The sequence below is a fragment of the Verrucomicrobiia bacterium genome, from assembly GCA_035577545.1.
Taxonomy (GTDB): Bacteria; Verrucomicrobiota; Verrucomicrobiia; order Palsa-1439; family Palsa-1439; genus Palsa-1439.
This window is the reverse complement of record DATLVI010000024.1, coordinates 52,799-72,086: the sequence shown is the minus strand read 5'-3', so window position 1 is coordinate 72,086 and position 19,288 is coordinate 52,799. Positions and strand designations below refer to the sequence as shown.

The 19,288-nt window shown below is 58.2% G+C and carries 11 protein-coding genes and 1 tRNA gene; 9 read left to right on the top strand and 3 right to left on the bottom strand.

Annotated features, from left to right (window positions below; all coding sequences use genetic code 11):
* Nucleotides 1-145: 145 nt before the first annotated feature.
* The gene (locus VNL17_08105; GenBank protein HXI84036.1) at nucleotides 146-3,808 is read left to right on the top strand and encodes a hypothetical protein; all 3,663 of its coding nucleotides are present in this window, start codon (nucleotides 146-148) and stop codon (nucleotides 3,806-3,808) included.
* Nucleotides 3,809-4,334: 526 nt separating this feature from the next.
* Here the strand turns inward: VNL17_08105 and VNL17_08100 are convergent.
* The gene (locus tag VNL17_08100) at nucleotides 4,335-5,387 is read right to left on the bottom strand and encodes a DNA-directed RNA polymerase subunit alpha C-terminal domain-containing protein (GenBank protein HXI84035.1); all 1,053 of its coding nucleotides are present in this window, start codon (nucleotides 5,385-5,387) and stop codon (nucleotides 4,335-4,337) included.
* Between the two features lie 226 nt (nucleotides 5,388-5,613).
* Between VNL17_08100 and VNL17_08095 the strand changes: the two genes are divergently transcribed.
* Nucleotides 5,614-6,180, top strand: coding sequence for an SIS domain-containing protein (locus VNL17_08095; protein ID HXI84034.1), 567 nt, complete (start codon nucleotides 5,614-5,616; stop codon nucleotides 6,178-6,180).
* Nucleotide 6,181: 1 nt separating this feature from the next.
* Here the strand turns inward: VNL17_08095 and VNL17_08090 are convergent, their stop codons facing one another.
* Nucleotides 6,182-7,045, bottom strand: a complete 864-nt coding sequence (locus VNL17_08090; GenBank protein ID HXI84033.1) for a hypothetical protein — start codon at nucleotides 7,043-7,045, stop codon at nucleotides 6,182-6,184.
* 191 nt (nucleotides 7,046-7,236) lie between these two features.
* Here VNL17_08090 and gap point away from each other — a divergent pair, with 191 nt between their 5' ends.
* From gap to VNL17_08060, 6 genes are all read left to right on the top strand, one after another.
* Nucleotides 7,237-8,280: a type I glyceraldehyde-3-phosphate dehydrogenase gene (gap, locus tag VNL17_08085; protein HXI84032.1), complete on the top strand. Its 1,044-nt coding sequence runs from the start codon at nucleotides 7,237-7,239 to the stop codon at nucleotides 8,278-8,280.
* 143 nt (nucleotides 8,281-8,423) lie between these two features.
* Complete coding sequence (locus VNL17_08080) at nucleotides 8,424-11,408, top strand: hypothetical protein (protein HXI84031.1); 2,985 nt, start codon at nucleotides 8,424-8,426, stop codon at nucleotides 11,406-11,408.
* 401 nt (nucleotides 11,409-11,809) lie between these two features.
* A complete protein-coding gene (locus VNL17_08075) occupies nucleotides 11,810-12,373 on the top strand; it encodes a hypothetical protein (GenBank protein HXI84030.1) in 564 nt (187 codons plus the stop codon).
* A 3-nt stretch (nucleotides 12,374-12,376) separates the two neighbouring features.
* Nucleotides 12,377-14,317 carry an NF038122 family metalloprotease gene (locus VNL17_08070; protein ID HXI84029.1) on the top strand — a complete coding sequence of 647 codons (1,941 nt, stop codon included), beginning with the start codon at nucleotides 12,377-12,379 and terminating at the stop codon, nucleotides 14,315-14,317.
* Between the two features lie 66 nt (nucleotides 14,318-14,383).
* Nucleotides 14,384-15,919, top strand: a complete 1,536-nt coding sequence (locus VNL17_08065) for a PQQ-dependent sugar dehydrogenase (GenBank protein HXI84028.1) — start codon at nucleotides 14,384-14,386, stop codon at nucleotides 15,917-15,919.
* A 69-nt stretch (nucleotides 15,920-15,988) separates the two neighbouring features.
* Nucleotides 15,989-16,064 (top strand) — tRNA-Lys (locus tag VNL17_08060).
* An 18-nt stretch (nucleotides 16,065-16,082) separates the two neighbouring features.
* Here the strand turns inward: VNL17_08060 and VNL17_08055 are convergent.
* Complete coding sequence (locus tag VNL17_08055; protein ID HXI84027.1) at nucleotides 16,083-17,147, bottom strand: LacI family DNA-binding transcriptional regulator; 1,065 nt, start codon at nucleotides 17,145-17,147, stop codon at nucleotides 16,083-16,085.
* Between the two features lie 598 nt (nucleotides 17,148-17,745).
* Here VNL17_08055 and zwf point away from each other — a divergent pair.
* The gene (gene zwf / locus VNL17_08050) at nucleotides 17,746-19,287 is read left to right on the top strand and encodes a glucose-6-phosphate dehydrogenase (GenBank protein ID HXI84026.1); all 1,542 of its coding nucleotides are present in this window, start codon (nucleotides 17,746-17,748) and stop codon (nucleotides 19,285-19,287) included.
* The last annotated feature ends 1 nt before the right edge of the window (nucleotide 19,288 follow it).

Genomic DNA, 19,288 nt, shown 5'->3' with positions numbered 1-19,288 from the left:
CGGTTACGAAACCAAGAAATTGCGATGCACACCACAGGCATAAACCCTGTATTTCATTTCGTTTGTTCTTGCGTTCTTCCGCTGCTGGCCGCACTGTCCACGCCGTAGGATTTCTTGGTGAGGCCAAAGCATGAATGCGAGATTCATGAGGACGAGATGGGGCACAATTGTTTGCGCTATTGCGGCAGCAGTGCCTTTAGAGATTTCGGCTGTCGCGACGGCGCAGGATACGACGATCACCAATCTGGCGCAGTTGGCCGACATGGCCTTCAGCGCGAATCATAGCTTGTATCTGCCGTGGATGCCGTGGCAGTGGCGGGCGTATTCCACAGACAACGGCGAGCCGTGGTGGATCGATTGCTCACAAGTTGCTTGCGCGGACTTGCTGTCAACGTCTACCAATTCCTGCGCAACGCTGCAGGTGCATGGGGTAACGGTTACATCCGTGGTTTTAACCAAGAATGTTCTCACCGGAGAAACACTGCTGGGGTCGGGGTGTTCGACGAATGTGATCGCGAGCATTGACGCCCCAAGCGGCTACCAGTCTGGCATGCAATTAGGCGAAAACGCCTGGGTCTGGCGACAGTGGCAGCAATTCACCAACAATCCGGACGCGTGGGGAATCGAAGGCGATCTTCCGCCGCTCACCATCACGCTTAAGGCGCGATTGGCGGATGCTAATGACTACTCCGCCTATCAAAGCAACCTCGAAGCGGCGGCCGGAACGACCGCAAGCGGGGACGATGGGGATGGCGAATTCACGGCGCTGGCGGGTAGCGGGATGATGGGGATGGACAACATTTCCTGCACGATCACGGACGAAATGAGCGCTTTCGGGATCACGGACATTGAGATGGAAACCAACGGCTGTGCCCTGACATGGCCCAGTTGTTCTGACCATTTGTATGTCGTGCAAGCGGAGAGCAGCCTCACGCCGACCTCCTCCTGGACAGACGTAGCCTGGATGTGGGGCGACAACGGCGCGACGACCTGGACGGACACCAACGCCGTCGGCCAAGTGCAAGAGTTCTACCGAGTCGTTCGTGCCAGCCCGGACCAGTTGAACAATGGGGTTCCTTACGGGTGGGCTGTGGATTACGGGCTGGATCCCCTCGATCCCAACCTGGCCCATGAAGACCTCGACAACGATTTCTGGTCGAATCTCGGCGAGTATCTGAACGGAACCGATCCGATTCTTCCTGCGGACGCACTGCTGCTCAGCTTCACGATCAATGGCGGTAACACGGTCGTTAGCAACACCCAGGTGGAAATCGAGCTGGCTACCGGAATCATCGCCGATTACACGATAATCTCGGAGGATTCTGACTTTACCAGTAGCGTGACCAACCTGTTTTCCCCGGTGTTCGATTACACCTTGCAAAACACGCAGAACGGCATGCATACGTTGTACCTGCAATTGTTCAAGACAAATGGCACAACAAGTCCGGTCTTTTCGGCGACGGCCGAACTGGATACGATGCCGCCATCGATTTCGATAACATCTCCGACCAATGGCACGATCGTCTCGCGGCACCGCGTCAACATCGAAGGGTTCGCGGCCGACACGAGCCCGACCAACGCGCCGCAGTTGGACGCCGGTCGCTGGTTGCAGGTCACGGTCAACGGCGAGTTTGTCAACAATCATGACACCAATGGCAACTGGTGGGCTGGCCCAGAAGACCTTGCACCGGGCACGAACATTTTCGTGGCCACAGCAACCGACCGCGCCGGCTGGACCGCGACCAACGCTGTCTCGTTCATCTACGATCCGACTTTGGCAACGAACGTGCCTAACTTTACCTTGGACGTCACCAATGCAGTCACTGTGGGATCCAACGCGACGACGATAGCCGTGTCGGGGACGATTGACGATGGCAACGCAACGGTGCAAATTGATCTGTTGGATGCCGTGGATCCCACGATCACCAATGCGAGCATCAGCGCCGCCGTCAACGGCACGAACTGGTGGGCCGACGTGCCAGTCGTGGACGGCAGCAACGTCGTGGTCGTCTCTGCGGCGAACTCGGCCTCCGCTCCGTCGACGAACAGTTTCCTGGTCATTCAGAATGCGCATGTGTTCCTTCAGATCACCAGCCCGGCGGCGGACACGGACGCCAACGCCACTAACGTGCTGGTGGTTGGGCAGGCGAGCACGAACTTCGATCACACGATCACGATCAACGGCGTCCCCGCACTGACTTCCACCGGCCCGGGCGGCATCACCTTTAGCAATACCGTGCCCCTCAATAGCATTAATGCCAACGTTGTGGAGGTTGACGCTACCGGCACGGATGGCAGCTCGGCTATCATGCGCCAGATTGTGTACGGATACGAACTGTTGTCGTTTCACATTCAAGAAGACGGCACGGGCACCTTCCCGGGCGGGTGGTATGTATCAACGACAACATGCGTCTGGGACCCAACGCATGGTAACAGGTATCATCTTCACGATGTTGTGGACAACGCAAATGGAGGCTTTACCGATGATGGGGACCCGGCCTTTAGCTTGACGTGCGGTTCTTCACACGCGGGGGACATCTGCCTCGATTTTTCATTTTATCCCCGCTGGGCATTTGAAGGCGATTATTATTCTTGGTCCGGTCCTTGGTGGGGGCCCGGCGTCAACTGGGAATCGTGGGATAGCCAATTCACCGTCATCAAGCACGCACCTGATGACGAAGAACAACTGGTGGTGTTTCATTTCACCGGGTTTCAGTACTCTTCGGGATCGTACGACGGGATCGTGTTCGACCCATCGACCATCACGTTTCGCGGCTCGCCGGGCTTCTGGTACATCGGCAGTAGCGGACAAACCAACGGCATTGCTTTTCTCATCAAGATTCACACGAACACGCCGTTTACAATTAAGGCCAGTGATTTTGTATTCCCAGCGATTCCGGAAATGGCAGCAGAAGATGTCAGCCACGAAGTCTTCTTCTCCGGCTTCGGGAATGCTAAGCCTGACGTTACTATCAAAAAGCAAGGAACAAGCGGTGCTCCGACGGACGGGTTGATTGTCAAAACAGGGGACACCTTGGAGATTCAGCTCAAGGATGGGAGCTCATTGAGCAATGATCTCTCATGGTATTATCAGCAACTGAAGTCAGATGGCACCTGGACAAGCTGGACTGACTTCGGCTCGCAAGGGCATGAGTACAAGTTCGAGTACACAACAGCGTCCGGTGGGATCTTCAGTGTTAAGGCTGCGTACTCTTCTAATGGAAAGCAGACAGATTTTATTTACACTAGACAGCGCGACGAACGCAAGAAGCCGGGCGGACAATACGGTAATGGCAAGAAAGGCGCTCCCGATGCCGTAGGTGTCGCTGACACCCAGATGCAAATCGATATACGCAACAAGGCGAAAGCATTTCTTAGCAGCTTCCAGTATTCCTATCCAGAGATAGTGCCGGCCGCCTACGGATTCCCTGAATTTGGCACGAATACCCTGAAGTGTAACATTTTCGTGGCGCACATGGCTGTTGCTGCTGGAGCCGTCGTGCCGAAGATTAACGGCTTCTCGTTCGAGTATCCACCTCTTGCGAATCAATGGGCCGGAACTCAGGACACCGATCAGAGTGAACTGGGCGTTCAAACTACAATTGATAACTGGACACTATTACCTTCTAATGCCAACCCGCAACCGGGGTATATAATCGCCCATCCAGAATCCGGCGACAGCGGTCATTGCGGAATAACCGATTATGATGGTCAGGGTATAGGGGCTGGCACATACATGCTAACAGTTCATAAATTGTATAACTTTTATGAAGACGGAACATCGCGAATGAGAAGATATGAACCCTAGACATCTCACTGCGAAACTCCGCCTAGCAGGACAGATCGTCTGCTGGCTGGTGCTGGTCTTGCTCACATTGGCCGTACTCGATAAGTCAGAACTCGGAATCCGCCGCGACCGAGCCTTATGTGACGCAGCTTCCGATGGAAACATCTCCCGTATGAAGGTTTTGTTGCTTTTAGGTGCTAGCGTTAACCACTGGCCCGGGGGTAAACTCCCGCCCCTACAATGCGCTTGTCTCGGAGGCCAATTGGAAGCGGTTCGGTTTCTTCTGGCACGCGGCGCGAACGTAAATCAAAAAAATAAGTTTGGGGAGACGGCCCTAGATGCCGCCTATTCTAGGCATCACGATGAAATCATTAAACTTCTGACAGCAGCAGGAGGCATCAGGACGCGCATAGGCGACTCATAATTGGGTCAACTCAATACACTGGACAGTTCACGCAACAGAAACCACGATGTAGACGTCATGGGTCTGGCTGGTCTAGGATAGAAAACGACTCGCCGAGGAATCAATCGAGTTTGCGGATGGTGTTTAATCCTTCAATTGGTACACGGCGCGCGAGACGCGCTGGGCCTCAGGCATGAGGTTCAGGATACGCAGGATGTAGCCCGTGCCCTTGCGACTGTGCGGCTGCATGCGTTCGTTGTACAGGCGCGTCAACTCGTGAAAGTGGACAGGTTCCTGCCGGTCCCGGAGGATATCGGCGATGACCAGCGGCGCCCCCACCAGCGGGAGAAAATAGCGGCGATCCACCGTGCCGCTGATCTCCGGATGGTGATCCAGGAGCACGGTCACCAGCCGCGGGCGCTGGCCATTGAGAAAACTGAGTTCGTCCGAAACACTCGCGAGGATTTTCTCGAACGGAATGGGCTCACGGGCCGCGTCCAGAATCTGCAAAATCTGCTTCTCGACGTGGTTGAGCACGTGTCCCGGCAAAATGGAAAAATAGTCATACCGGAACGTGATCCGCTCCAGCGTCTCACTCATCAACAACAGAACGCCCCAGGGTTGGTATCCGCCCAGCATCGGATCATCCGCCCATTTCCCCAACTCGGCCGCCGTCACGACACAACTGCCGGAAAGGATGCTGTCAGCCCAGTAAATCTCCTGGCTCTCGGCTACGGCGCGGGCCAGATTCGAACGCAGTGCCGCGATGGCTGATTCCTCAATTTGCCGCACGCGCTCGCGCGTCACGCGGATGCGCATCCGCGCGATCTCCTGCAGCGTGCGCCGCTTCATGTGTGGTCGGAACAGCGGGTCGGCCAAACCGTAGCGCTGTTCGATCACGAAGATCTCCTGGGTGTTGAGGAACTCCCGCAGCCAGACGCGGGCGTTGGCCAACTCGGCGTGGCCTCCCTCGAGGCGCCGGGTCCAATTGAAAAACCAGCGGACGTTTTCGAGCGATGTGGTGCCGAAGTTCGTCAGGTTGAGAAGCTGCTGGTCACTCCATCCACGAAGCTGGCCGACGGTCTTTACGCCCGTCTGTTCAAGGCAGTGTACGACGCGCGCGCTCAGTCCGGATTTTGGAATGGGCCAGCCGTCGATCTCCTGACGCGTAAATTGATGTGGCTGAATTCTCTCCATAACAGATCACAATTCGATTACAGGTATTCGTCCGTTAGCGAATACGTCAATACATAGTACCCTCTGCGCCCCGCCGCATCTACAGGTGGTATGAAACCCAACACCCATGAAAAATACAAGCAGAATCTTTTGGCAAGAGCCCATGGTGGCGGGGGCAGCTATCAGCGGCCTCAAGGCCAGCCTTTTTTGCTTTTGCGCCAGCCGTGACCACCGTTAATATACGCGCATGGAACCCGTTTTGCCAAAGCTGGTTGAGAATGCCTGCCGCACGCTGCAAGAACTGGCCGCACAAGAGGACGCGTTTCAGAAGATTGCCGTCGCGGCCGTCGCCACGCTCAAATCCGGCGGAAAAATCCTTACCTGCGGCAATGGAGGCAGCGCTGCTGATGCCATGCATCTCGCCGAGGAATTGGTCGGTCATTTTAGGAATCATCGGCCCGCGCTTCCCGCCATCAGCCTGGTCGCCGACGGCACGCTGCTCACCTGCATCGGCAATGACTACGGTTTCGACCAGGTTTTTTCCCGGCAGGTGGAGGGACTGGCCAACAAAAATGACCTGCTGGTTTGTTTCTCGTCAAGCGGGAATTCGCCAAACATTCTCCGCGCACTCGCGACCGCCAGGGGCAAGGGCGTAAAATCCGTGGCTCTCCTGGGCAAAGGTGGTGGCCAGGCCCGGGGCAAAGCCGATTTCGAGATCATCGTCGCCAACTCCGACAGTGGACGAATCCAGGAAGCCCACACCTTGGTCCTGCACGCGCTCTTGGAAGTGATCGAGCGCGAAATAACCCCTTGATTCAATTCGGTTTGGGAACAGGCGGTGGTGGTCGCGGCGCCGACCCAGGCGCCCCCGGGGCACTGATCCCCTGCTGGCGCATCTGCGCCAGGATCGACTGGGTTAGATCCGTGGTTACTGCGTTGGTGGGCGGCCGGTAGACAAATGTCGAATCGGGTATATCCGGATTGAATTTCAGATTCTTGAACTCCATCGCCATGATGACGTTCGTCAGTGACTTGTCGTATTGCTCGAAGCGACGGACAAAACCATCATCCTTGCCGATGCTGACACGCATCTTGCCCACCCGGCCGGCTTCCATAGCAAATTGCTGGTTGGTGACCGCGCCCGGTTTCAACAGGCCCTCCATCACGTACACAGGCTGGCCATCAACTTCCCCGCCGTCAACCTTCTTATAGTCGTAAATTTCCCGGGTCACTTCCCAGTGCTTGCTCGGATCCATCTGATCAAGCGGATTGTACTTCCCGCCCGTAGCGCTCGTGGCGTTACTATAGACTCTACCCACGTCTACCCTCATAACCTGGGGCTGGGAACCCATCTCACTGATCTGCCACATGATACCGTCTTCGCCCAGGATCATGGTCATCTTCCCCTTTTGGCCCGCCATCGGCATATCCATTTGCATCCACATTCTTCCCGGCAGCTTCAGCAGGAGCCGGCCATCGACCGCCATGGAAGAGCCAAGCATCCTCATCCGCTGCGTGTAATCCGCCGACCACGTCTTGTAGGTGGCCGTCTTCGCAGACGAAAATCCCATGATCTCCTCCGCGGTCTTCAATTCTCCCGCGGTGGCGCCCACGACGGTGGAGCCGATCGCGAAAAGACTCGCGATGGCAATTGCGGTTCCCTGGCGAAAACATTTCATGATAGGTCCCTTCCTGAAGTCGTCCCGCCAGCCTACCATCGGCTGTCGCATTGGGCAAGCAGGTCGCTCCCTGTTTTCCGTTTGACGGGTCTGGGGGGATGACTTACGATACTTGTGGCGTTGCGAGTGGCGGGAGTTCCCGCCCTCTCTGGAAGTTTTGCCCCGTTGTTTTATCATAAGGAAAATTATACATGGCTATTAAAGTAGGCATCAATGGATTCGGGCGCATCGGGCGCCTGGTGTTTCGCGCAATTTGCGACCAGGGTTTGTTGGGCAAGGAGATCGAGGTCGTGGCGGTCAACGATATCGTTCCCGCCGACAACCTGGCGTATCTCGTGAAGTACGACTCGACGCAGGGCCGCTTCAAGGGCACGGTCTCCAGCGAGAAATCCAGCCCGTCGGTCGCCGAGGATGACGTACTCGTTGTCAACGGCCTCAAGATCAAATGCCTCGCCGTGAGGGAAGGCCCCGCAGCGTTGCCGTGGAAGGCCCTCGGTGTCGATCTCGTGGTGGAATCCACTGGCCTGTTTACGGACGCGGAAAAAGCCAAGGGCCATTTGACCGCCGGCGCGAAGAAGGTGCTCATCACCGCCCCAGCCAAGGGCGAGGACATCACGATCGTCCTCGGCGTGAACCACACGAAGTATGACCCCTCCAAGCACCACATCGTTTCCAACGCGAGCTGCACGACCAACTGCCTCGCTCCGGTTGTCCACGTGTTGCTGAAGGAGGGTCTCGGCGTCGAGGAAGGGCTGATGACCACCATCCACAGTTACACCGCGGCCCAGAAGACCGTGGACGGTCCCTCAAAGAAAGATTGGAAAGGTGGCCGCACCGCAGCCCAGAATATCATTCCCTCTACGACGGGCGCCGCGAAGGCCGTGGGCCTAGTGATTCCCGAGGTGAAGGGGAAACTTACCGGCATGTCGTTCCGCGTGCCGACTCCCACCGTCAGCGTGGTGGATCTCACCGTCAAGACGGTGAAAGAGACCAGCTACAAGGAAATCTGCGAGTTGATGAAGAAGGCCAGCGAGACGTATTTGAAGGGTATTCTCGGTTATACCGCCGACGAAGTCGTCTCGACGGATTTCATCCACGACGATCACTCGAGTATTTTCGACGCGGGCAGCGGCATCGAATTGAACAGTCGGTTCTTCAAGCTCGTGAGCTGGTACGACAACGAGTGGGGTTACTCCAATCGCTGCGTGGACCTCATCCGCTACATGGCCAAATAGCGTTCCAAGTGCTTCCGAAACCGGGTGTTCCGCGAGGAATGCCCGGTTTTTTATTGCGAAAAGGGTCACTATGGTGTATCATATCCCTTCCGTTGAAATTCAATACGCCAACGTATCGCGCTGGGCAGCAAGGGAATCCGGGGTTGGCGCAACTCAGGTTCGCGGTCTTCTTCGCGTTTTTATTCGCCCTCTCACTCCCAACTCGGGCGCAGCAGGTTTCCCCGGACCATGAAACCGTCGGGGTGCCGCAGACGGGCGAGAAAGGCTCGCGCGAGACCATGGCCGACATCACGACGCGGCAACAGCGCGAAGACCAATTGTCCAGGGGCAAGCCGAAGAAGTTCCGGTTGAAGACGGAAAAGGAAATGCCCGAGCGCGATCGGCTCCGGCAGGACCCGAATTCCCCCGCCGTCGCGCGCTGGGTCCCATCCCGAAATATAGCCGACAACGTCTCGACCCTGGTCGCCCCACTCGCCCCGCAAAGCCTTGGCGTCAACTTCACGGGTGCCACGCTGGCCGATACAGCAGCGTTCCCGCCCGACTCGATGGGCACGGTTGGCCCGTCGCAGTTTGTGGTATTCGTCAATGGCCGGATTCGGTCCTTCAACAAAGCTACTGGTGTCGCCGATGGCGTGCTAAATGTGGACCCGGATGTTTTCTTTTCCTCCGTAGTGACCCCCGTGCCGCCGGCGGGTTTGAATTTCACGAGTGATCCACAGGTTCGCTACGACCGGTTGTCGGGGCGTTGGTTCCTCTCCATCATCGATGTCCCGAGCAGTACAACCAACAGCATTGGTGACACTCCAAATCGGTGGCTTCTGGCCGTTTCCGATGCGGCCAGTTCGAACGCACTTTCTGGTGGCACGGTCTGGACCTTCTATCTCGTCCAACAGAACACGGTCGGCGGCGGCAACAGCGGTGAATTCCTCGACTATCCATCTTTGGGTGTCGATGCCAACGCGTTGTATGTCGGCGGAAACATGTTCGGTGCATCCTCGCAGGCGTTTACAGGTTGTTCGGCCTTTGTCATCCGCAAAAGCTCGGTGTTGAACGGCGGGCCGCTGGTTGTCACCGCCTTTCGCGGGATTGTCCCAAACGGCAGTTCGGATGGACCGTACTCACCGCGCGGCGTGGATAACTATGACCCGACAGCAAACGAGGGGTATTTTATCGGCGTCAGCGCCACGCTCTTCGGCAGGCTGGACCTGCGACGCGTGAGCACACCGGGTGGCACACCAACAATTTCGGCAAACATTCTCCTGACCGTCAGCTCGACCTCTACCCCCATCCCTGTCCAGCACCTCGGGAACACGGGTGGCAACAACGGCCGGCTCGACTCGCTCGACGATCGCTTGTTCGCCGCGCATATTCGCAACGGCAGACTGTGGACGGCGCACAACATCGCGGTCAGTTCGACGGGGGCGGCGTCCACCACCAGCCCGCAGCGGCGCGACGCTGTCCGCTGGTACGAGTTGAATGGGATCCGCAGCATCGACAACGGCGGGACACCTGTCGTCGTCCAGTCCGGCACGATCTTCGATACCGCAAGCAGCCTCTCGGCCGCGCGTCAGTTCTGGATTCCCTCGGTGACGGTATCGGGACAAGGCCACGCGGCGCTGGGCTTCAGCACCGCCGGAACTCCATTCCATGCCGATGCTGCCACGGCAGGCCGCCTCGTTGGAGATCCATTGGGAACGGTCCAGGCGGTCACCAACTACACCGCCAGCGCCACAGCCTACAATCCAACGAACGATCTGGGGAGCACGAGCGGGCGGCGTTGGGGCGACTACTCGTTCACCAGCCTCGACCCGAATGACGACATGACCCTGTGGACCATCCAGGAGTTCTGCGACTCCGCCAACTCGTACGGCGTGCGCGTCGTGAAACTTTTCGCACCGCCACCCGCAACACCGGTGAGTTGTAGCCCCTCGTCGATCACCCAGGGCGTGGCCAATGTCAACGTCGTCGTCAAGGGAACCTCGACGAACGGCTCCGGCTTCTTTGATCCCGGTGCAGGCTTCGCGAACCATCTTTCCGCGACCGTCAACGGTGGCAGCGTAACCATCAACAGCATCACGTATTCGAATCCAACCAATATAACGCTGAACCTCACCGTCGCCAGCAATGCCGTTGCAGGTGTGTTCACCGTCACGGTCACGAATCCCGACGGCCAATCGCTGGCGAGTGCATCGGGGATTCTGACGATTGTGTCGCCGCCGCCGGTGAATTTCAATCTCTCGGTCGCGAAGATTGGCGCCGGTACGGGCACGGTGACCAGTTCACCCGCCGGCATCAGTTGCGGGGCCACCTGCACCGCCAGCTTTGCCAATAACTCCGTCGTGACACTTAGTGCCGTCCCTGACACGAATTCCGCCTTCCGTGGTTGGAGCGGCGGTGGCTGCGCCGGAACAGGCGCTTGCGTGGTCACCCTCATCTCAAATACGACGTGCACCGCGAACTTCGACGCGTTGCCGGTGATCTCCGCCGCGTCGACCACTCCGGCGTTGCCGACGACAACCAACGATCTCGTTGCCAGCGTCACCTCGAGCAACGATGCCGATGGCGACCCCATCACCGTGGCCTACCAATGGCAGCAGTCCGTCGACAGCAGCAATTTCAGCAACATCGCGTTCACCGTTAATCCATTGCCCGCGTCCGCGACAATCGCGGGCAATTATTATCGCGTCCTGCTCACGCCAAACGACGGCGTCGCGGATGGCCAGACATTCACTACTGCTTCGGTGCTGGTGCCCGTGGATGCCGATGGCAACGGCATTAATGATGATTGGGAAGTGCAATACTTCGGCCAGATCGGCATCGACCCTAACGCCGACCCCGATGGCGACGGGTTCAGCAACTTGCAGGAGTTCGCAGCCGGCACCGACCCGACAAATTCCAGCAGCGCCCTGCGTATCACCTCGATCGTCGCGAATGGCCCGGACATCGTCATCAGTTTCACGACCTGCTCAAACAAGACCTACGACGCGCAGTACAATGACGACCTGACGACGTCAAACTGGAGCGGCGTCGCCACGAACATCCCCGGTACCGGCGCGATCGTTTCGACGAATGACCCCGGTGCCGCCAGCCTCACCAACCGCTTCTACCGCGTCCGCCTCGTGCCGTAAGGCATTTGTCCCGGCAAAAGCGCTTTCTCTGGAACGACGACGGCATGAGGACCGGAAAGCTATATTATTGACTTGCGGTCTCTGCTCTGTTTCACTCCTCTCTCGGAGAAGCGAAGAGTCTGGTGTTTGACGGTTTCTTTCGAAGACCGAGGGCCGCATTGGACTGTCGATGCTCACAGAGGTTCCGCCGCCGTACGTGTCAATCACACGTAGCGCTAGTTCTTAATCCATTTTCCGCGGCTGTACGCTTATTGCCGCGACCAGAGAGACCCGGCGCAACCCGGATATCTTGCATCCACGAATCACCCCTCCAAGGCGAACAACCGCTTGCTGCACTGCCGCAGGAGGTCCATTGCACAGGCGCTCCGATCGTATGCTGCCGGCAATAAGAGAAGGAAGGAATGGAAACCATGCAAACTCGTCAAACAACACGTCACCCGAAAAAGCACCAACGGACCGCGCCGCTGTATGTTTCACCCGCAGGCCGCCTTTGGCGCTCGATGTGGATGGCCGCGTTGGTGGGGGTTTGCACGATCGTGGGGCTGCTGATCGACGACGGAGCGGCCGATGCTCAGACTGCCTCAAACAGCGCTGCTGGCGCGACGGAGTCTTTGCCGACATCCACCCTGAAGAAACTGGACCCTCAAATCGTGTTGGCTCTGAAGCAGAGTCGAGGAGAGCCTCCGTTCGACAAGCCGACATCGCTCCAACCCAACATCCCGATGAGAGATGGCGACCGCGTGCTCGTTGACCTGAATGCCACGGTTTCCGAAGGTTTACTGAATCAGATCGCGCTCATCGGAGGGAAGGTGGCCAGCAGTCCTGATCCGAGTCATATCATTCGCGCCATGATTCCGCTCACGCAGGTGGAAGCCCTGGCAGGCCGTGCGGACGTCAAATCCATTTCCCCGGCGGTAGTAACTGTTAAGAATGTGATCAGACCGGTAGACGAGCGAAAGAACTGAAGCATGGAAAAAAACTTTCGCAATTTCGTCTGCTTCAGCCTGCTCCTGGCCGGTGCTTTGCCGGCTCACGCCCTCACTATCGTCCGCACCAACGACCCCTCCCTGGCAGCCAATCTATCACCAGCCGATGTCGCAGCCGCGAGTGCTGCCTTTGACTATGCGGCGGCGCAAATCGCGGCGCTCTATAATGACCCCATCCAGGTCAATATCACCCTTGCGGCCGTTCCGGGGACGGGAACCCTGGGTGAAAGCAGCACCAGCCTCCTCGGCACGCTGACCTATACTTCAATACGAACTGCTCTCATCAATGACGCGACCCCGGGCGACCTCAATGATGCAACGGCGGTCGCAAGCTTGGGGGTCTCCGATCCAACAGGTGGCACGTCAGCCAATTTCTTAGTTGCCCGTGCCCAGGCCAAGGCGCTCGGGATCATCCCCAGCGACGCCACACAAGACGGCACGTTTACCTTTGGCGCCGGGTTTTCCTACACCTACGATCCGCTTAACCGCGCGGTGGCGGGCAAGTTTGATTTCATCGGCGTCGCTTTCCATGAGATCACCGAAATCATGGGACGTATTGCAATACTTGGCCAAAATCTAACCGGGGTTCCAAACTACATTCCCTACGATCTGTTTCGCTACAAGGCGTCGACCGTGAGGAGCATCAACCAAACTGACACGGGTGTTTACTTCTCCATCAACGGCGGCGTCACGAGCTTGAAAGCCTACAACGTGCCAGGAAATGGTGGCGACCTGGCGGACTGGGCCAGCGGGGCGAATGATGCCTGCAACGCCTTCAGCAGCTCCGGCGTGCAGAACGACCTGACGGCGGTGGACGTTCAGGTGCTGGATGTCATCGGCTATAATCTCAATCCGGCTTTGATTGTCACGCCGACCACGGGATTCAGTTCTACAGGGCTGGTGGGCGGCGCGTTCAGTCCGTCGTGCGCGACCTATACGCTCACCAATCAGGGAACGGCGTCGTTCATTTGGAGCGCCACAAAGGCGCAACCCTGGCTGACCTTGACGCCGTCCAGCGGCGCATTGGTGGGGGGACAGGCGACCAACGTCAGCGTCTGCATCAACGCCACGGCGAATTCACTGGCTGCCGGCTCCTACGGCGACACGGTGACCTTCAGCAATTTCGTCACCGGCGCCACCCAGTTGCGCCCGGTGAGTCTGACTGTCCAGGCGAACATCGCTACGATGTTTCTTGCCAATTTTGAAAGTGGCAACCAGGGGTTTACTTACACTGCCGACCCCGACGCCACTTCCAATCTCTGGCACATGACCACCCGGCGGTCGTCGTCGCCGTCACACTCGCAGTACTACGGCCTGGAAGCGACAGGGACCTATGACACTGGCGCGCGCAATGCCGGCAACCTCGTTTCTCCCCCGATCTCGCTGGTGGGCGCCACCGGCCCGGTCACGCTTTCGTTCAAGTACTTTCTCCAGACCGAGCAATTCCCCGGCTTCGACGTGGCGACCGTGTTGATTTCCACCAACGCCGGCTCAACCTGGATCACGCTGGGCACCTTGTCCGATTCGCCCAGCTTCACCACGTGGTCCACTGACATTTCGGTCCACACGGGAAAGACCGTTCTCGTGGAATTCAACTTCGACACGGTTGACAACATCAACAACGGCTTTGAGGGCTGGTACATCGACGACGTGACCATTACCGGTGGAGTCAGTGCTCCTCCATTCCAAATCACCAGCATCGTCAGGTCGAACAATAATATCCTGATCAGTTGGACGACCGGTATCGGCCAGACAAACGCGTTGCAAGCGACTGCCGGGACCGGCAACGGCAGCTACGCCACAAACAATTTCGCGAACATCTTCATTGTCACGAATGCCACCACCACATCAACTAATTACACAGACGTCGGTGCGGCGACGAACTTCCCGTCGCGCTATTACCGTGTGCGGCTTGTCCCGTAGGGGTGGTGCCGTAGAGGCCTTGCATTCAATCGGAACCGTGCGTAGGTTGCCGACGAGGTCTTCAGTATGGGTTGCAGAGGCAAGGGCATAACGATTGTTTTTCTTCTCGCCACGCTGCGTGCGACGGCGGCGCCACTCGTCGACCTCCAGTTGGTTACGGGGAATGTAACGAACCCTGTGTATATCACGCACGCCGGCGATGGGTCCGGGCGACTGTTCATTGTCGAGCAAAACGGCCGTATCAAAATCTTCGACGGGACGAATCTTCTCGCGACGCCCTTCCTGGACATCAGTTCGCAAACATTGTTCTCGGGCGAGGAAGGTCTCTTGAGTGTCGCGTTCCACCCCGGCTTCGCGACGAATGGCCAATTCTTCGTGTATTTTACGCAGCCGGATAGCAACAATCTGGTCGCGCGTTTCACCGCGTCGCCCCCCAACGCCAATACCGTCAACACCAACACCATGGTCAAGGTGTTGCGTATTTTGCATCCGACCAATGCCAATCACAACGGCGGGCAGATGCAGTTCGGCCCGGATGGCTACCTCTACATCGGCACGGGCGACGGCGGTTCTGGCTGTGATCCGCCGAATAACGCGCAAACTCTGGGCGTCCTGCTCGGGAAAATGCTGCGCCTCGACGTCAGCAACTTTGCGACGAACTACACCATCCCGCCGAGTAATCCGTTCGTGGGCACCAATGGAGCGCTGCCGGAAATCTGGGCCTACGGCCTGCGCAATCCGTGGCGGTTCAGTTTCGATCGCACGACCGGCGACCTGTGGATCGGTGATGTCGGGCAAGGCCCGATCAATCCCCGCGAAGAGGTTGACCTTCAGCCTGCCGGCAGCGCAGGCGGCCAGAACTACGGCTGGCGGCTTTATGAAGGGTTTCTCACCAACACTTGCAGCGTTACCTTCAGCAATGTCCCCACGGTCCTGCCCATCTTCGATTACGATCACAGCAGTAATCGCTGCGCGATCATGGGCGGCTATCGCTATCGAGGCGCGAAAATCGCCCCGTTGGTCGGAACGTATCTGTACGCCGACGAATGCGGCGGACAAATCTACGGTGCGGCCACCAATGGCGTCGGGGGATGGACCAGCACGCTGTTGACCGGCACGGTCTTCACCATCACCACCTTCGGCCAGGATGATGCCGGCGAACTCTATGTCTCGCGATACGCAACGGGTGGCGCGATTTATCGGATTGTGGGATATGACAGCGTTGGCGACGGCATCGCGGATTGGTGGCGGCAACAATACTTCGGATCCCCGACCACGACCAATAACGCTTCGTGCGCGACGTGCGATCCGGACGGCGACGGCTTCAGCAATCTCCAGGAATACACGGCGGGCACAAGCCCAACCAATTCGTTCGATGCCTTGCGCATCCAATCGATTGTCTCGGCCGGCTCGAATTTCGTAATCAGTTTCAGCAGTGTCAGCGGCCACAAGTACCGCTTGGAGAACACCGGTGACCTCGTCACCGGCATTTGGACAACGGTCACGAATAACATCTCCGGCACCGGAAGCACTGTCCCACTAACCGCCTTCGGCGGCGCTACCCAACCCAAACGCTTCTACCGCGTCCGGTTGCTGCAGTAGTTGCAGGCGTGCTGTCCCTGCTTGCCTTTGGCAGGCGGCTTTGGTAATTTACCGCGCCCACGAAACAATGCGCCGTTAGCTCAATTGGCAGAGCAAGTGACTCTTAATCACTAGGTTGTAGGTTCGATTCCTACACGGCGCACCAACTACCAAAAGCTTGCGGCTACGAACGGGCCGGTGCGGCCACGGACTGGCGGTCGATAATCTCTACTGGAAACAGGCGATGTTCGACCTTCGCCTCACCTGCGTTCTGCAATCGATTCACCAGTAATTCCGCAGCGGTACGGCCCAGTTGCGCCATCGGTTGGCGCACGGTGGTGAGCGGCGGTGTGACGCGCGTCGCCCAGCGCGAATCATCGAAGCCCACCACGGAAACTTCCCCGGGGCACTTGACCTTCTCCTTCGTGAGGGCTTGCAGCACGCCAACAGCAATCTCGTCGTTCCCGCAGACTACTGCGGTCGGGCGCGGCGTGCATTTCGCAACCTGTTGCCAGCCTTGCACCCCCGCTTCCACGGTGAATTCCGCGTGGATAATCGCTTGTGGATCGACAAGCGCCAGGCCCTTCTTCATCGCCTCGAGGAAACCCCGTTCGCGTTCCCACGCATCGCGCACCGTCGTTGGGCCGCCGATCAACGCAATTTGGCGGTGGCCGAGTTTCAGTAAACGCGCCGTCAGTTCACACGTCGCCGCAAAATTGTCCACCGCAACCGTATTGACACGAACGCTTGAAAGCTCTACCTGAGGCGGCAGGCTTCCGCCCATCACCACTATGGGCCGGGCAAAGTCCTCGAGCTTCACCAGTTGCCGCGGGGTCAGTGGCAGCGCCATGTACAACAATCCGCCCGCGCCAATCGCCACCCGCTGCATCTGCTCCAGGATGTCGCCTCCGTCGGGATCAATCAACGCCACCCGCGTCTCCGTCCCGCAATCGCGCGCCGCGGAAATGACACCGGACAATACCACCCCATAGTACTCGCTCATGAACGCGCCCGTCTCCAATGGCAACAAGACGGTGATGAGGTGGACCCGCGGCTTGCGCATCAACTGCGCGGCCGGGTGCGGGACATAGTTGGCCTGCTCGGCCAGTTCGAGAATCTTCTTCCGCAACTCCGGTTCGACCATCTCGCAGGTGTCCTTCCCCAAAGCCCGGGAAACGGTCGACACCGAGATGTTGAGCTTCCGTGCAATGTCCTTAAGGCGAACTATGGAACCGCTCGGCGGTGTCACATTCCCTATTCTGCTCCTGGCCCGGTCGATTGCGAGCCAAATTTGCAACAGACAACTCCAAGTCAATATTAATTCTGCAGAATGATCTGGCGACAATCGCTTCACACTCGCGTCCGGTAGTGCGCTTCCGTTCCAAACGAACCGGATTTGTCCGCTCAACTTTCCATTGCACAACCCATTGTAAACCAATTACATAAATACAATTTTCAGAAAGAAATAAATCCGGTTCGTTTCGCAGAAACACGTGTTTTTACGCCCCCTCCTCCCCGTTATGCGACGGTCTCCCGACCGCGCACTCCCCGCCGAATTGTAGGGCCCGATGCCTGTCGTGTGGGCATTCCGCCTCGCCGTCTCCAGCGTTGCCAGTCTGCTCGACGCCTTCTTTCCCATATCAAAGAACCAAACGGATCATATCCACTCCGAAACGCTGTGTCCAATAAAATTATCGGTTTACGATATGCAGGTATCCGGTCCTTCGATTTGCCCACCTTGGCGGCTTGGAGAATGCCGAAGCCTTACCCGCCAGGCCCTTGCTTCGAAATTGTCCGCTTCCGTTGGGCATCGAACGTGTGGTAGTTTCGTCGCAGGTAACCAGATTATGCAGAGCGCACCCTCGACGAATCCACTCCAGGAAGGTCTTAGCGCGCGGCGGGCGGCGGAACCGTGCGTGCTCGTTATCTTCGGAGCCACCGGTGACCTCACCCATCGCAAACTCGTCCCGGCGCTCTACAATCTCGCGCACGAGGGCCAGCTCCCGCAGTCTTTCGCCATCGTCGGGTTTGCGCGCCGTCCGAAGACACACGACCAGTTCCGCGCGGAGTTGCGCGAGGGGGTCGCCCGGTTCTCACGGTTTCAGCCGATCAACCCGGCTGTCTGGGAATCGCTGGCGCAGGGGATCTTCTACCATCAATCGGAGTTCGCGGACACGAAGGGTTACCAGGAACTCAATGCCTTCCTGCAAAAGCTGGACGCCGAACGCGGCACCGCGGGCAATCGTCTCTTCTATCTCGCCACCGCGCCCACGGAATTCATCGGCATCATCGAACAACTGGGGGCGAATGGCCTCGTCCACTCGAAGCAGGCTCCCACTGCGTCCCGGCGCATCATCGTCGAGAAGCCCTTTGGCCGCAGTCTGTCCACGGCGGAAGAGTTGAACCATTCGCTGGCCGGCGCGTTCGACGAGCGGCAGATCTTCCGCATCGACCATTATCTCGGCAAGGAAACCGTCCAAAACATCGTTGCCCTCCGCTTCGCCAACGAGATCTTCGAGCCCCTCTGGAACCAGAAATACGTGGATCACATCCAGATCACCGTTGCCGAGTCACTGGGTGTGGAAGGTCGCGGTGGCTACTACGACAGTTCCGGCGCGCTCCGAGACATGGTGCAAAACCACATGATGCAGTTGCTCTCGCTCGTGGCGATGGAACCTCCCACGACGCTGGACGGCGCGGACATCCATGACGAGAAGGTCAAGGTCCTGCGCGCGATCCGCCCGATGACCCCGGAACAGGTGCAGCAGTTCACGTTGCGCGGCCAGTACGCGCGCGGCTCGATGGCGGGCCAGACGGTCCCCGCTTATCGTGAGGAAAAGAACGTTGCGCCCGCCTCACGGACGGAAACCTTCGTCGCCCTGAAGTTATTCATCGAAAACTGGCGCTGGGCTTGCGTGCCCTTTTACCTCCGTCACGGCAAACGCCTACCCAAGGGCGTCGCCGAAATTGCCATCCAGTTCAAAGCGCCGCCCGCTGTCCTCTTCGCCGCGGAATCTCCGGCGCCGCTGCAGCCCAATGCGCTGGTGCTCCGCATCCAGCCCGATGAAGGTATCGCCATCCGCATGAACGCAAAGGTGCCGGGCAATGAACTGAATTTGCAGCCCGTGAAGATGGATTTCCGTTACGGAGGCAGCTTCGGCGCCCGCTCGCCGGAGGCCTATGAGCGACTGCTCCACGACGCGATCCTCGGCGACTCGACCTTGTTCACCCGCCGCGATGAAGTCGAGCGCTCGTGGCAGATTGCCGACGCGATCATCGAAGGCTGGGACGCTGGTCCCGCGCCTTTCCCTTACGAATCCGGGACCTGGGGACCACCCGAGGCGGACGCGTTTATCGAACGTGACGGCCGGGAATGGAGACGCCCATAAG

Bases quoted from the DNA above. Each gene is read 5' to 3' on its own strand.
- VNL17_08095 (HXI84034.1), top strand. From the start codon at position 5,614: ATGGAACCCGTTTTGCCAAAGCTGGTTGAGAATGCCTGCCGCACGCTG.
- VNL17_08090 (HXI84033.1), bottom strand. From the start codon at position 7,045: ATGAAATGTTTTCGCCAGGGAACCGCAATTGCCATCGCGAGTCTTTTC.
- VNL17_08105 (HXI84036.1), top strand. From the start codon at position 146: ATGAGGACGAGATGGGGCACAATTGTTTGCGCTATTGCGGCAGCAGTG.
- zwf (HXI84026.1), top strand. From the start codon at position 17,746: ATGCAGAGCGCACCCTCGACGAATCCACTCCAGGAAGGTCTTAGCGCG.
- VNL17_08100 (HXI84035.1), bottom strand. From the start codon at position 5,387: ATGGAGAGAATTCAGCCACATCAATTTACGCGTCAGGAGATCGACGGC.
- VNL17_08065 (HXI84028.1), top strand. From the start codon at position 14,384: ATGGGTTGCAGAGGCAAGGGCATAACGATTGTTTTTCTTCTCGCCACG.
- gap (HXI84032.1), top strand. From the start codon at position 7,237: ATGGCTATTAAAGTAGGCATCAATGGATTCGGGCGCATCGGGCGCCTG.
- VNL17_08070 (HXI84029.1), top strand. From the start codon at position 12,377: ATGGAAAAAAACTTTCGCAATTTCGTCTGCTTCAGCCTGCTCCTGGCC.
- VNL17_08075 (HXI84030.1), top strand. From the start codon at position 11,810: ATGGAAACCATGCAAACTCGTCAAACAACACGTCACCCGAAAAAGCAC.